We start from the raw sequence: 14,623 nt of genomic DNA, 5'->3' as shown, positions 1-14,623 counted from the left end.
AGCCTGTAGAAACAATAATGGATTGATCGGATTAGATATCCGAATGGTAATCGTTAGTTCGTTTTCAAAATCCTCAATTTCGTGTTTTACCACCCATCGCATAACCGTCCGTTCTGTTTTCTTTCCAATTGGGATTGTTGTAAGCCCACTCAAATCAGTGGCAACACCATCATGGTGCGTCTGGTCAGAAAATGAAATAAGAAATGAGAATGAAGGCCTGTCCTTTGTCGTAAGAGCATCGAGCTTTTCTACAATCGACTGAAAAAGCTCTTTGATTGAGTTTAAGTCACAAATGTAACGTTCTGGATACACCTTCGTAATCGCACCGAGCCTTGATCTCGTGATTGCATATGGCCTACCAAAATTGGCCACTGTATGTGCAAGTTCGTTCATTTTGTTCTCCTGTTGAGATCTAGCGCCATTGGACGGCAAATCCGCACTACGAAATGCGCTATAAAAATTGTCCACTTAATCATCCACATCCTCATAAATATCCCCCGATTTATCCGATTTACCGTCTTCCAGGTCGTCGTCATCGGTATCAAGCACCCTGTTAATGACCAGTTCCGTGACGGCAGGGTAGTTGATTTTCCCTGTGCCTAAAATGGGGATGCTGTCCACGACCAAGATTTTTTTGGGCAGGCTGATGGCGGCAACGCCGGGCGATGCGGCGGCAAGCTGCTGGGTTGTCGCGTCTTTTTGGGTGGTGAGCAGGATGACCAGTTCACCTTTCCTTGCATCGGGTATGCTGGTGGCGGCGTGCAATGCGTTAGGCCAGGCGTTGGTGGCGAGTTGTTCCACGGCGGTCAAGGAGACCATTTCCCCGCTGACTTTAGCAAAGCGTTTGCTGCGTCCTTTGATGCTGATGTAGCCTTCCTCATCCACATGGACTATGTCGCCGGTGTTGTACCAACCTTTGCCGTAGAGGGATTCCGGCGGTACAAGTTTGCCGGGATTGTCGTTCAACAGGTAGCCTTGCATGATGTTGGGGCCTTTTACGTGCAATTGCCCCGCATCTTGAATGCCAGGGATGGGTTCCAGTCGGTATTCCATGCTTGGCATAAAGCGGCCTACCGTGCCTGCCTTATAGTAAATATTGGTATTGACTGAGGTGACGGGCGCGGTTTCGGTTGCGCCGTAACCTTCCATAATGCGGATACCGAACTTGTCCATCCAGGTTGCACGGGTGTTTTCTTGCAGCTTTTCCGCACCCGCCACGACATAACGCAACGTGTGGAAATCGTAAGGATGGGCTTTCTTGGCGTAGGCCGCCAAAAAAGTGTTGGTGGCGAACATGACGGTCGCCCTGATTTCGTAAGCCATTTCAGGGATGACAGCGAAATGCAAAGGCGTGGGATAAAAGAATACCTTCATGCCGCTGGTAATGGGCAATATCGAGCCGATGGTAAATCCAAAGGAATGGAACATGGGCAGGAAGTTAAGCACCTTATCTACCGGGGTAAAGTCGGTCCGTGCTTCCAACTGCTTAAGGTTGGCCAGGACATTGGCATGGGACAACACCACACCTTTGGGCGTGCCTTCCGAACCGGAGGTAAACAGCACCACGGCAGGGTGGTCGGGCTGTTGTGCGATCTTGGGATACCAGGAAAAGGCAGTAACGCTTTGCCACAATCCCTTGGTTTTGTCTGCCCTGGTAATGGTTAGGGCAATATCTTCTAGGTAAACGAGTTGCACTTGCTTGGATAAGGCATCCGCTTCGTTGGATAATTTTCCTTTTTCCAAGAATTGCCGCGAGGTTATGACGGTTTTTACCTCGCCGATCCGGCACGCGGACAGCATGGCGGCTGAGCCCGTCGAATAATTCAGCATCGCCGGAATCCGTCCGTGCAGTTGCAAGGCCAGTATCGTCACCAGCGTTTTCGTGGAATTGGGTAAGAATACGCCGACATTGTCGCTTTCGTGGGTCAACTTAGCCAAGGCATTGCCCAAAACGATAGTCTTGGTAATCAGGGAGTTATAGCTCAAGGGCTTGCGCTCCAAGTCTTCGGCGACTTCATGTTTGCCGCCGTGGATGGTACGAGCATCCAATAGGCTTTGGAATATCGTTTGCCGGTATACGCTGGTGGTGAACATCATCTCGGTCATGATGTCCGCCAAGAGATGCCCGCTGAATTTGCGCCGTGCCTTGCCGCGCAAGTGTTCAGGTGTTTTTACCTGGGTTGGCGGCAGGATGCTGATGGTTATTTTGGGGAACAAGCGTAAACGGAAGACACCATGCAACCTTGAAACATAGGAAAATTGCCCGCCATAAATGCGTATCGGCAAGACAACCGCTTGCGTTTTGTCGGCGACCATGCCCGTGCCGTCGAAAACCTTCATCAATCCGCCCGTGGTCGTGATACGGCCTTCGGGGAAGATAACCGTGCGGGTATCGTCGCGGAAATGGTGGATCAAAGCCTTCAACGACATCGGCTGCGTGGGGTTCATGGGAAAAATATGCGACAACCCCAAGAACGGCTGCAACCACCAACGCTGGGAAATATGCGTATTGATGGCAAAAGTGATGTCGTCCGGCAGGAACACCCACAGCAGCAAGGGATCGAGGAATGACGTGTGGTTGGCGATTATCAACACCCGCTTTCCGGCCTTTTCGTAATTTTCCAAACCCGTGATTTCAACCCGATAAGCCACGGTTAGAATTGCCCCAACAATCTTTCGCAACAGTTTTTTTAGCATAATGCTCCTCCTGGCATTATCTTAGCAGACGTTAAATTTTTGGGGATGACAAAAAGCTACTGGGCTTGTTCGGTTTGTCGATTTGGCTTAAGCCTTTAAACTGTCATCTAAGGCGTACGACAAATTTATAAAACCTGCCGCTAGCGGCAATATAAAAAGAAATAGGATGATGTTAAGTAACATCAGGTTGAGTCCTTCGATAAGCCCATAGAGAAATGAAATATATTGATTTTGTTGGCATTTGCCTTGTCGAGCCATGAGTTGAATAAGCTTGTTCAGGGATTCCTTAAAAGTATCTGCACAATTTAAGCGATGTCATACAATTTCAACTAAAATTAGCCTAGAGTGTCAGGTATTTACTAATATTTCGAATCGAAATAAAGAGGCTGGAAAGTGCTATACAATGTCCTTTTGGACACCTGCTAAAATTCTTAAGTCGGAGAAAATCGTTTGCCAAACACCTACGAACCTCAACTGCCGTTCAAATCCATTGAAGAAACGCTGCAAGAGATTGATGGCCTGGTTTCCTTGCCGGAGGTATACCTAAAATTTCGCCGCGTGATGGAAAACCCGAATTCAGATATTGGGGATTTTAGCGAAGTCGTGTGCTGTGACCCTAATTTGGCAGGGACAGTGCTAAAAGTTGTCAACAGTGCATTTTTCGGGTTTCCTGGGCAAATTGATAGTATCAGCAGGGCGATCAACCTGTTGGGCATAGGGCCGTTGCACGACATGGTGCTGGGTGCTTCCGCAATGTCGTCACTGGATTTCCCCAATGATATTGTCCCACTCAAGACTTTCTGGCGGTGCAGCTTGTTTACCGGTGTTTTGGCGCGCTTGCTGGCGAACCAGCTTAATATCCGTAAGAGTGAATCGTTGTTCATCATCGGTTTATTGCATGAAATCGGGCATCTGATTATTTATTCAAAATATCCCGGACAGGCCAAACAGATCATTGCAAGCCTACCTCAAGGAAACCAAATGATCCATGAAGCCGAACAAAGTATTTTGGGCTTTCATTACGGTCAAATGGGCGCCAGGTTGATGGCCCAATGGCAGCTGCCCTTGAATTTTCAGATAATAACCTATTATCAACCAACAACCCGTGCCCCTGACTACCAATTGGGAACCGCGCTCGTACATGTGGCGCATGGTTACGCGCACCATTATTTTTCTGATGCAGGACAAACACTTGAGCAATTGATACTTCCCAGCGCATGGGGAATCCTTAATTTATTGCCCGAACAAATCGAAGCCACTTTGGAAAAAGCGGAAGTGGCCTGTTCGGATATGGAACAGATAATACTCAAATAGGTAGCCATGAATACCACCAGAGAATTTATCTCCGTTTTGACCGAAAAAATTTCCTTGCCGGATATTTATCGTCAGATAAGGGTATTGATGGATAATCCGAATGTCAAAATCGAGGATTTTGATAAGTTGATTCGGGCAGATACCCAATTGGCGGGCAGTGTCATCCGGATCGCCAACAGTGAGTTTTTTGGCTTTGACCGCAAAGTGGAAGTGCTCTATGACGCAATAAGCCTACTCGGTGTCGGCCAATTGCATGATTTGTTACTGGGCAGCTTATGTATGCGGACTTTTGCCAATGTCCATTGGCAAACAACGGATTATATAAATGATTTCTGGCGGCAAGCGATAAGGCGCGGCATTGCCGCACGAAACGTCAGCAGATTTTGTCGGATGCCTCCAAGCAACCAATATTTTACCGTAGGGTTTTTGTTGGAAATCGGCCATGCGGCTATGTTTGTTAACGCACCCGAATTGGCTTTTAAATTCTTTCAGGAAAGCCAACAAAAGCAGTGTCCCGTCGATATAATAGAGCGTGTCAACTTCGGCTTCGATTACTGTCGACTGGGTGCCGACCTGTTGCGGCACTGGCATTTGCCGCAATTTTATCCACAAGTGATTCAACACCATTTATATCCTGAACGAGCTGTGCCAAGCATCCGTAAAGAAACGGAAATTGCGTATTTGGCGCATGTTTTTTGTAATCCGTCCGGGACTGAAGGGCATCGAAGGACAGGGTTGTTGGATAAGCATCAAGAATTGCTGGTAAAGCAAAAAGTTAACCAAGAGATAATCGATCACGAGAATGACGTTTTTGCGATGTTGAGTCCATCAAAATAGCGCTTTTTTGGGTGGTTAAAGAGACATTAACCGCCCAGCATCTCCAAAGCCAGCAAAGCCATATTTTTTGAGCCGCCTCCTTCGCCGAGTTGTTGCTTCACCCGATGCAGGTCTTGGCGCATCGACTCCCTATAAGGCTTGTCTTTCAAAATTTTCGTGATTTCTTCGGCAAGCCGTTCTGCGTTAGCTTCATGCTGGATCAATTCTTTGATGGCAGGTTTGCCCAGGATAATGTTTGGCAACCCGATATAGGGGATTTTAACCAGCAACCGCCCTAACCAATAGGTCAGGGGCGACAATCGGTAAGCAATCACCATAGGGATTCCCAATAATGCAATCTCAAGGCTCGCCGTGCCCGAAGTGGTCATGATAGCATCACAGCATTGGATGGCATCGTAGGGCTTTTGTTTAATGACGCTAATCGTTAACGGTATGGCCCTTAGCTGATCGGCAAGCAAGTTGTCGGGGATAGAATCGGCCTGTGGCAGCAGGAAATGGATGCCGGGAAATTCGGTTTGCAATTGCTGTGCTGCCGCCAACATGACCGGCAACATACGTTCTATTTCATTCTTGCGGCTGCCAGGCAAAATCCCCACGATAGGGGTGGCTTTAGCCAAGCCAAATAGCCGTAAATCTTCCTCTTTACTGTGTTGAGGGTGAGCTTTGTCCACGGAAGGATGCCCCACATAACGAACAGGCACCTTTTCAGCCTCGTAGTAAGGCACCTCAAACGGAAAGATCACCGCCATCATGTCAATGGCTGCACCGTATTTCTTGACACGGCCTGGCCGCCACGCCCAAACCTGGGGGCTGACATAAAAGAGGACCTTGATGCCGTTTTGCTTGGCGAATCGCGCCAACTTGAAATTAAACTCCTTATAGTCCACGCACACCAGCAAATCAGGCCGTTCTGCCAGTAACAGTTGCTGCATGGCAGTCAATGCACGACGGATTTCCCTATAATGCTTAATGACCTCAACCACACCGATAACCGCAATGCCTGATGAATCGAAGCGTATATCGATGCCCGCTTGCGCCATTTTTGCACTACCCATGCCGATTCCTTTAATATCGGGTCGATGGGTTTTTAATTCCAAAAACATGTTGGCGGCATGTTGGTCGCCGGACGATTCGCCCGCACTAAAAAAGAGGGTAAACGGCTTCTGTGTCATATTGGTCTGCGGTATCCGGCAAAATCGTAGGTATGGCTTAGTCAGCACATCGCCAACCTTTCATTAATAAAGGCAGACACCGACGAGATAGTTTAAGTAAGACATTTTACAATAACTCATTGTCACGAAAAGTGGACAATCTAAATAAAAAAGGGTGAGAATTAACGGCGGATTAATGCGATAGTTGTCGCTGGCATTGCCCCTTTGCATCGTGGGAAAACACGCTGTGCCAAACTGTGTGGCGCTACCGTTTCAATCCAGGTGGATCGTGTGACTCCCAGTCTTTTAAGAGACAGCACGGCTTTTATGCCAATATCATCTTAAAAATAAATGACATATAAGGAAAAGCATCATGAGAATCGAACATAGAACCCTGAACAGGCTCCTTATCATACTTTTTATAAATCTTCTTTACGCGCAATCGGCAGGTGCAGTAGAAAGTAAAAATTTCGCAGGAATGAAATTTATATTTATCCCTGCCGGCTGTTTTCAGATGGGTAACAATAAGCCGCCCACCGACAGGACGGTTGGCGAAACGCCCAGTCATCGGGTGTGTATCGATAAGCCTTTCTATCTAGGCGAAACCGAAGTGACGCAAAGGGAATGGGAAGATGTTATGGGCAACAACCCCAGCAAATCCAAGGTCGAAGACAAGCCAGTGGACAGGGTAAGCTGGAATGATGTCCAGGAGTTCATCCAAAAGCTGAATGCCAAAGAAGGCGGCACATTTTTCCGCCTACCGACCGAAGCCGAGTGGGAATATGCCGCAAGGGCAGGCAGCGAATCCGATTTTTGCTTTGGCGATAATGAAAGATCCCTGGCAACTTATGCTTGGTTCGGCAATCTGGGCTACAAAGGTACGCCGCACGAAGTCGCGCAAAAAAAACCTAATGACTGGGGGCTTTATGACATGCACGGCAACGTCTGGGAATGGGTGCAAGATTGGTACGACGGCACTTATTACAGCAATAGCCCGGCAAACAATCCGACAGGGCCGGAAACAGGCAAATACCGTGTCTATCGTGGCGGCAGTTATATCGGCAAAGCCAGCAACCTGCGTTCAGCTGTGCGTTTTAGTGCCCTGCCTACAACCCGTACCCACGATGTGGGCTTTCGTCTGGCAAGACAATTGGACTAAAGGGGAGGCTAAGTCTTCCCTTATTCCTCCGAGGGAGGGTAAGGGGAACAATCGAGAAGCTTTAATTCATCCTCTATTCAGGATTAAATGGATAAACTGCACCCAAGTTTATCGAAAGAGGAGGGGTCATGAACGCATTATACAAAACCATTGTTGCAGTAGGATTGCTAGGTTTATTAAGTGGTTGCGCTTATGATCCTGCATTGAACGACTCTTACAGTAGTGCGTCTGACAGTTATTATGGACAAGGTTACCGACAAGGCCCAGGTTATGGGTCGCAGGGCTATGGCTATTCAAACAATGGTTATTCGGGTTATCGGCAGCCTACATACGGGTATGGTTATTCGGGCGACGGGCAAAGTCGGTACTGCCCGGATGATGATTAAATCCAGTTAACCAAAGATAAAACAGGGGAAAAAAGAAGAAAAAGTCGGCCTATAAGCCGGGTTCTGTCGAGAGCAGCCATTCATCTAGGCTGCAAGTCACCTTGCAGCTCAAGCAATCTACCCAGGAACCGCGCGGGCCACGCGTCTGTCCCTCTATTTGATCTTGCTCCGGGTGGGGTTTACCATGCCGCCCCTGTTGCCAGTTGCGCGGTGCGCTCTTACCGCACCATTTCACCCTTACCTAACCCCCGAAAGGGTTGGGCGGTATATTTTCTGTGGCACTTTCCGTAGGTTCACACCTCCCAGGCGTTACCTGGCACCCTGCCCAATGGAGCCCGGACTTTCCTCCATTCTATCTTGCGATAAAACAGCGACTGCCCAGCCGACTCTTTCTAGGTCAATTATACCGTAGGTGGATGATTAAAGTTGAAAAAAAGGGCAATTGCAGGGTGGCTGTATTTTAGCGCTACAATTGTTAATAAGAACGGGTAAGGCGGAAGCCAATTAGATGCCGCTCCGCCAAACCATATAATATCAATAGATTGAAACGCTATTTTTGCATTTCTTGCTTGAAATAGGTGTCCAGATTTTGGTTGGTTTGCTGCGAATATTGCTCAGTACGGTCATCAATGGGCTGAACAACGGCGACCGGACGTGGCGGCGGCGTGGGTGCGACGTAAGGTTCTATTTTGGGGTTGTCGACTAAACGATAAAACTGCCCATAGGAATTGGTCTGATCGAAGTCGTCCCAAATGTATTTTGGTTGGACGACCGGTTTGGTGGGCAGCGGCGCGGTAACCAAATCGTTAGCACCGTTTAGGATGCGTCCTGCGGTGTCAAGGGAACCCCTGATGATGCCGCCAAAAAGTCCGTAGAAAACATTGCTGTCCGGCTCGTTTGAAATATTGATGATATTTTTGGGTATCTCAAGCGGCGCGCTCGCCATATTGGCGAGGCCATTTAACGACTTATCAGCCACCAGTCTTCCGTAGCTTTTATGCCTAACTTGGTTTTGCCGTTTGAGTTCGTGATTTAGCAGTTGTTCGTTTTGCAACTGTTGCTGGTAATAATCTTCCGCAAACACAGGCATCTGTACCGATAACAACAGCAAAAATAGCGTTGCCAGAGTATATTGTCTGAATGAAGTCATCATGTTGAATCCTGTAAATCAGTAGTGTTATCTCTCAGTATAGCAGAGCTTTTGTTATTTATCTTTGTCAAAACATCTTGCATTTCTGACGTTTGATATCGCCGGAATTTTTTGTTTTCCCTTAACCGATTTTGTATTCACCCTGATGATTGCGCCGATATGTAATGAGGCAAAAAGCCTTTTGGTGTAAGCTTTCCCCATTTTGTTGATGGGGCTATGAAACGACAGGGACAGGCAGCAGGAAACACAGTATGAAAACGAGAGATAGGCGACACGGGTTGGTTTTGGTCAATACGGGCGAAGGCAAGGGCAAATCTTCCAGTGCATTGGGGGTGGTGTTCAGGGCGGCAGGTTGGGGGCTGAAGGTTTGTGTTATCCAGTTCATCAAGGGTCAATGGCAAACGGGCGAACAAAAAGCCGCCACGCATTTTGACAATATTGAATGGCATGCTTTAGGCGACGGCTTCACTTGGGACACGAAAAATCCAGAACAAGACATCAAGACCAGCCGGGAAATCTGGGACTTCAGCAAACAAAAAATCCTGTCTGAAGAATTTGATGTGGTTGTGTTGGACGAGATTAATTATTGCTGTGGTTATAACTGGATAAGTGGGGAAGAAATTGCCGATTTTATCCGTAACCGGAAGCCGGGTTGGTTGCATCTCGTTTTGACAGGCCGTAACGCACCCCCGGAAGTTATTGAAGTTGCCGATACCGTCACGGAAATGACCCTTATCAAACACGCTTATGAGCAAGGGATTATGGCAGAGCAGGGCATTGAATTTTGATAGGGTAAGATTGTCTAGATTAGGCTGGGAAGCCGTCTTTATTTCAACAGGCTCAGGGCAATGGACAGTTAATTTAACCAACCTTGACCTAAATCAACTTTCACAAGGATAACAGCCCCAACTTCGATTGCTGGAGTCGGGTAATTCGCATAAAATCCAAGTGCGCTGTCACACAAATCGATTAAACCATTATCAGGGGTACAAAATGTCAGACGAAAAGTTACCAGAAGAAAAAATGTCGGAATCGGCTAAATTGGCGATAGCCGTCATTGGCGTTATAGCCGTGGGGTTTGTCATGGTGGGTCTTAACAAGCAACAATCGACCGAGCAGAAAGAATCTTCGGCAATGGTCAGGAATGTGTTCAATTTGCAGACTATGGCTACGGAACAGTGTCCCAAGGCCATTAAGGAACATACGGGGGAGCAGGTCTATTTCCCTTCCTCTACTGAGAGCGATAAAGAAAGCTACATCACCTTGAAGTGGATAGGCGAAAACAGCCAAAAAGGCGGTTTCAAGAAAGCCTCCTGTACCATCAGGTCGGTTATGGGCGGCATTTCCGAGTTAATCATTGATGATAAAGCCATCATTCAGAGAAAAGCCGAATAATTCCCGAGACCCGGTTATTCCCCAATAAGGGATAACCGGGATTCTAACCGTAAGGCTTCACGTGACACAAACCGCGACTATCGGGCATTGTTTTTCGTGCAAAGAAGATAACCGCAACTATTGACTGCACCTAAACAACGGGTACAACGTCAGTATAATTGCGGGTTAAACCAACGGTTCATAAGAAATTCTCTGAACAATTCGTTCGATAAAATTGTGGCAAACAATAATGTCTTGAATTCGGTTGTAATAGGGTCGTCGAGCGAGGAGAAAGCACTTATCTGGATTTTCCTAAAATAACCTGCAGCAAAGTGGGCAGAAACGCTAAGATAGGCAATTGTTTCGGCCTTGGTTTCATGGGCCGGTAACTGTTGATCAACCCTATAATTTAGATACCACGGATTTATAATTATTATTTATGACAAGACCAGTATTGAAAGGAGTTTTAAAAACTTGGAAAGAAGACCGGGGCTTTGGTTTTATTACCCCGGATAACGGCAGCAGGGACTTGTTTGTCCATATATCGGCAATCGGGCAGGTAAGCCGCCGACCAGTGCCTGGCGACATCATCCATTATCAAGTCGTCAGAGACAGGAATGGCAAATTCAGGGCGGTTAATGCCAGTATCGAAGGTGTCAGCACGGGCAACCAAAACACCACTAATCCACTAAAGCTGAGCTTTAAATGGACTGTTGCGGCGGCAGTGGGCTTGCTGATAATCATTGCTGGGGCGGCGCTTTTTTACCTTCATCAACGTGGGCTTGTCTAGGCTGTCCTATAATTTTGGAAGCTAAAGCAAATTTTGCTATCAAGTAGGATTCGGTAATCAAACCTATAACAAATGGATTCTACTTATACCGCGCCTGTTAGAGAAGTTAAGGGCTCAAGCTGAATGGTGTTTACCGTACCCCTCATTTTGAGCCTGTCGAAGGACGATTCGCTGGCCAAAAAACTCTACGAAGTTACCATTCATGTCAAAATAATCCATAATAGTTGCAAAATGGCCGAGGATCATTTGAGATGACAGATTCGCAAAAGTGGTTAGTTCTGGCATTTGCCGCGTTTGGCGGTTGGCTGGTTTATCTGTTGTCCCCAGTATTAATGCCTTTTGTCTTTTCCGCTATCCTCGCTTATTTAGGTGATCCGCTCACCGATAAGCTGGAAAGTTACCGTTTATCCAGGACCCAATCCGTTACCGTCGTATTCTTGACGATGGCATTGGTGTTTGCGCTGGTGCTATTCCTGTTAATACCGCAACTGGAAGTCCAGATTGCAAACTTTATTAGCAGTTTGCCCGCCTATGCCGAAAAGATGAACAGCCTTGTATTGCCTTGGTTAGAACGGCGTTTTGGGATCAGCATAAAACCTGTTGATACCAATGAGTTGATTGCGATCACCAAAAGCCATTGGCAAAACGCAGGTGGCATAGTCGCGTCCACCATGAGTTCAATTTCCCATTCCGGTGGCGTAATAGCGGCGTGGTTGATGAACCTGCTGCTGATTCCCGTCGTAACCTTCTACCTCCTGCGCGATTGGGACATCCTGGTCGCCAAAATTTACGACCTGCTGCCCAGACGGATCGCCCCAGTCACAGCCAAGCTCGCGGGCGAAGTCAATACCGTACTGTCGGCTTTCCTGCGTGGGCAATTCTACGTTATGCTGGCGTTAGGTTGCATATACAGCGTTGGGCTTTGGATAACCGGACTGGATTTGGCATTGCTGATCGGTATGCTGGCAGGGCTAGTCAGTTTTGTCCCTTACCTGGGTGCTTTTGTCGGTATCGTTTCCGCCTGTATTGCTTCGCTAGTGCAATTTCATGAAGCCAGTCAGTTGATTTCAGTTGCGGTTGTTTTCCTGGTCGGTCAAACCCTTGAAGGCACGGTCTTAACCCCAAAACTGGTCGGCGACAAGATCGGCTTGCATCCCGTCGCCGTGATTTTCTCGGTGATGGCGGGCGGCCAGCTCTTCGGCTTCTTGGGGATTTTGCTCGCCCTGCCCGTTGCATCCATTGTGATGGTGTTCCTACGTCATGTGCATGATATTTATAGGGATAGCGAGTTTTATGGGAAGGATTAAGTGACCAATATAGTTTTGGCTCGGATTCTTGAAAAAGAATCACCTAAATTTTAGGAATACAAAAACAAATTGAAATTACTGCGCTTATTAATTATCATATATGATAATTAATATCGTATGTGATAATTTGTAAATTAAATGTATAACACGGACTGGAACGAAAAAGCAAAACGTCTATTAAAATCAGAGCTTATCCGAAGAGGGGTCGGCTCAGAAGATTTGGTTGCCTTACTCGAAAACATAGGCGTCGAAGAAACTAAAGCCAGCATTGACAGCAAAATAAGTCGTGGCACTTTTAGTGCTGCCTTCCTTATACAATGCCTTAACGCAATGGGTGTCAGGTCATTTGTCCCCGAAGTTGACCCCCAGATGATAGTATCCGAACCCATTGTGATATATAAGACTAGAAAAACTAAAGCCAAGGCAAAATCATGAAACCAGTCAGATTTATTGATTTATTTGCAGGTATCGGCGGCCTTCGGCTTGGCTTTGAAAAAGCATTTAAAAGTGCTGGCTTAACAACAGAATGCGTAATGACTTCTGAGATCAAGCCGCATGCGCTTAAAGTTTTGGAGGCCAATTTTTCGCACGATTGTCTTGTCGGCGATATTACAAAAGTTCGCAACGAAGATATTCCTGATTTCGATTTTCTGCTCGGCGGCTTCCCCTGCCAACCCTTTAGTGCAGGCGGAAAACGCTTAGGGTTTGTCGATACGCGAGGCACTTTATTTTTTGAAATCGAACGAATCTTGGCTGAAAAAAGACCTTACGGTTTTATTCTCGAAAATGTTGAGGGGCTTGTAAAACACGACCTTGATAACAAGAAAGACAAGGAAGGCAGGACGCTGAGGGTGATCTTAGAAAAACTGCAATTGCTTGGTTATAAAGTCAGTTGGAAAGTGCTTAATGCTGCTCATTTTGGTTTGCCACAAGAAAGAAAACGAATTTTTATCGTAGGCACACTCAGCGAGAAAATTGACCTGACCGACTTTGCAATAAAGAAAAATCAAATTAAACGCATATTGGAAAAAGGCTTGCCGCCCATGAAAAGCAAATTTGCCGATTTGCTTTTAAACCACTTTTCGATTGAAGAACTCTACGGCAAATCAATCAAAGACAAGCGTGGTGGTGAAGACAATATCCACAGTTGGGATATTGAATTAAAGGGCAGCGTAACGGAAGAGCAAAAAATCTTATTGAATAAGCTTTTTAAGGAAAGAAGAAGGAAGCAATGGTCTGCCGAAATTGGAATCGATTGGATGGATGGCATTCCCTTAACGTTAGAGCAGATAAAAACCTTCTATGATTCGCCCAATCTAAAAGAAATGCTGGATGATTTGGTGGCGAAAAAATACCTAAAATTTGAGCATCCTAAAAGCTTGGTCAAGGAACACACTGTATTCGGAACCAAAACTTATCGTTTGGAAAATAAGACACTTAAGCCTGGCTACAATATAGTTTCCGGTAAATTAAGTTACGATATTAACAAAGTGATGAACCCCGATGGAATCGCCCCGACGCTGGTTGCCACCGATATGGCGCGCTTAGTAGTCCCCGATGGCAATGGCTTAAGGAGAATGACGCTGCGGGAAGGTTTGCGGCTTTTCGGTTATCCCGAGTGGTTTAAAATGCCAGTTACTGACGATGAAGGTTTTGATCTGCTAGGAAACACAGTTGCAGTCAGCGTGGTTGTATCTGTCTCCGAGAGATTGGCGGATACATTTAATTTATCTACGCTGCTGAGTCAACACAAAAGCAATCAGGTTAAATCCCTGCCTGTTGCAGCTTTGTAGCCCTTGATTACATTTCTCAACCACGTACTTGTAATTGTATCCCTTTCTGTTCTTGTCCACTGCCGTTGAGTACCATCAAAAGCATTAACAAATTCAAGTGCTGAATGAAATGGCTTGTAGGTTGTCCTCTCAGCATTATACCATTTTACAGGACGTATATTGACGACTTCGCCTTGCTTCACTTGGCATTTTAAAGGCCAATCTTCACTCGGGCCGGTAATTTCCCAAACCTTCTTAAGCCAGACATCTGCAATTTCAAGGCTATTACCCGTCATCCTGTAACCGATAATCAAATAGTTGGAATCGAGCCGGTAAGGGTGAGCCAAAACAGACCTCCGATAAGCCATAAAATTAGCCACGTCAAAGTTTGCTGATTTTGAATAATCAAATGTCTTTACTTCCAGCAAATTGGTTTTTTGGGCATCAGGATCAAGCAGAAAATCAGGAAAATCCTGGCTATTTGGTGGATTCCCAAATTCTATAGAATGGGCAATCATCCAGGCTTTTATCCATTCTTGAATTAAATTTCCGACTGTATCTTTAGTTTCAATTTCTACCGTAATGTCTTTTAACGTAAATGATATTTTGCCCTTCTGGCCAACTAATTTATAGTCATTTACCAGTTTCATATAAAGCTGTTCGGCAGTTATTTTCATTGGATTTCG

At 46.3% G+C, this 14,623-nt stretch carries 15 protein-coding genes and 1 other RNA gene; 10 read left to right on the top strand and 6 right to left on the bottom strand.

Annotated elements, in window-relative coordinates:
* Window positions 1–393 (bottom strand): hypothetical protein (locus tag MGMO_RS03935; RefSeq protein ID WP_036306775.1); only part of this gene is annotated, 393 nt, incomplete at its 3' end.
* A gap of 75 nt (window positions 394–468) precedes the next feature.
* The gene (locus MGMO_RS03930) at window positions 469–2,697 is read right to left on the bottom strand and encodes an AMP-binding protein (RefSeq protein ID WP_023493733.1); all 2,229 of its coding nucleotides are present in this window, start codon (window positions 2,695–2,697) and stop codon (window positions 469–471) included.
* A 450-nt stretch (window positions 2,698–3,147) separates the two neighbouring features.
* Here MGMO_RS03930 and MGMO_RS03925 point away from each other — a divergent pair, with 450 nt between their 5' ends.
* Window positions 3,148–4,011, top strand: coding sequence for an HDOD domain-containing protein (locus MGMO_RS03925; protein WP_023493732.1), 864 nt, complete (start codon window positions 3,148–3,150; stop codon window positions 4,009–4,011).
* 6 nt (window positions 4,012–4,017) lie between these two features.
* The gene (locus tag MGMO_RS03920) at window positions 4,018–4,848 is read left to right on the top strand and encodes an HDOD domain-containing protein (protein WP_023493731.1); all 831 of its coding nucleotides are present in this window, start codon (window positions 4,018–4,020) and stop codon (window positions 4,846–4,848) included.
* Window positions 4,849–4,874: 26 nt separating this feature from the next.
* Here MGMO_RS03920 and lpxB read toward each other — a convergent pair whose 3' ends face one another.
* Window positions 4,875–6,020: a lipid-A-disaccharide synthase gene (lpxB, locus tag MGMO_RS03915; protein WP_023493730.1), complete on the bottom strand. Its 1,146-nt coding sequence runs from the start codon at window positions 6,018–6,020 to the stop codon at window positions 4,875–4,877.
* A 457-nt stretch (window positions 6,021–6,477) separates the two neighbouring features.
* Here lpxB and MGMO_RS03910 point away from each other — a divergent pair, with 457 nt between their 5' ends.
* Together MGMO_RS03910 and MGMO_RS03905 are read left to right on the top strand one after the other, a co-directional pair.
* Window positions 6,478–7,158 carry a formylglycine-generating enzyme family protein gene (locus tag MGMO_RS03910; protein WP_235557224.1) on the top strand — a complete coding sequence of 227 codons (681 nt, stop codon included), beginning with the start codon at window positions 6,478–6,480 and terminating at the stop codon, window positions 7,156–7,158.
* A 128-nt stretch (window positions 7,159–7,286) separates the two neighbouring features.
* A complete protein-coding gene (locus MGMO_RS03905; protein WP_023493728.1) occupies window positions 7,287–7,544 on the top strand; it encodes a hypothetical protein in 258 nt (85 codons plus the stop codon).
* 36 nt (window positions 7,545–7,580) lie between these two features.
* Here the strand turns inward: MGMO_RS03905 and rnpB are convergent.
* Together rnpB and MGMO_RS03900 are read right to left on the bottom strand one after the other, a co-directional pair.
* Window positions 7,581–7,934, bottom strand: an RNA gene (gene rnpB, locus MGMO_RS03940) — RNase P RNA component class A.
* Window positions 7,935–8,094: 160 nt separating this feature from the next.
* Window positions 8,095–8,697: an exosortase system-associated protein, TIGR04073 family gene (locus tag MGMO_RS03900; RefSeq protein WP_023493727.1), complete on the bottom strand. Its 603-nt coding sequence runs from the start codon at window positions 8,695–8,697 to the stop codon at window positions 8,095–8,097.
* 248 nt (window positions 8,698–8,945) lie between these two features.
* Here MGMO_RS03900 and cobO point away from each other — a divergent pair, with 248 nt between their 5' ends.
* From cobO to dcm, 6 genes are all read left to right on the top strand, one after another.
* On the top strand, window positions 8,946–9,482 hold the full coding sequence (cobO, locus tag MGMO_RS03895; protein WP_023493726.1) for a cob(I)yrinic acid a,c-diamide adenosyltransferase: 537 nt from the start codon (window positions 8,946–8,948) through the stop codon (window positions 9,480–9,482).
* Window positions 9,483–9,687: 205 nt separating this feature from the next.
* Window positions 9,688–10,089: a hypothetical protein gene (locus MGMO_RS03890; protein ID WP_023493725.1), complete on the top strand. Its 402-nt coding sequence runs from the start codon at window positions 9,688–9,690 to the stop codon at window positions 10,087–10,089.
* A 418-nt stretch (window positions 10,090–10,507) separates the two neighbouring features.
* Window positions 10,508–10,858 (top strand): cold shock domain-containing protein, encoded by a 351-nt coding sequence (locus tag MGMO_RS03885; RefSeq protein ID WP_023493724.1) that lies wholly within the window; start codon window positions 10,508–10,510, stop codon window positions 10,856–10,858.
* A 251-nt stretch (window positions 10,859–11,109) separates the two neighbouring features.
* Entirely contained in the window at window positions 11,110–12,165 is a 1,056-nt protein-coding gene (locus MGMO_RS03880) for an AI-2E family transporter (protein WP_023493722.1), read from the top strand.
* Window positions 12,166–12,303: 138 nt separating this feature from the next.
* Complete coding sequence (locus MGMO_RS03875) at window positions 12,304–12,600, top strand: DUF6471 domain-containing protein (RefSeq protein WP_023493721.1); 297 nt, start codon at window positions 12,304–12,306, stop codon at window positions 12,598–12,600.
* Entirely contained in the window at window positions 12,597–13,958 is a 1,362-nt protein-coding gene (dcm, locus tag MGMO_RS03870; RefSeq protein ID WP_023493720.1) for a DNA (cytosine-5-)-methyltransferase, read from the top strand. The genes MGMO_RS03875 and dcm overlap by 4 nt, the downstream gene beginning before the upstream one ends.
* Here the strand turns inward: dcm and MGMO_RS03865 are convergent.
* Window positions 13,925–14,614 carry an NgoBV family restriction endonuclease gene (locus MGMO_RS03865; protein WP_023493719.1) on the bottom strand — a complete coding sequence of 230 codons (690 nt, stop codon included), beginning with the start codon at window positions 14,612–14,614 and terminating at the stop codon, window positions 13,925–13,927. The two genes, dcm and MGMO_RS03865, sit on opposite strands and share 34 nt — an antisense overlap.
* Window positions 14,615–14,623: the final 9 nt, after the last annotated feature.

The sequence above is a fragment of the Methyloglobulus morosus KoM1 genome, assembly GCF_000496735.2.
GTDB lineage: Bacteria > Pseudomonadota > Gammaproteobacteria > Methylococcales > Methylomonadaceae > Methyloglobulus > Methyloglobulus morosus.
This window is presented reverse-complemented; position numbering and strand designations above follow the sequence as displayed.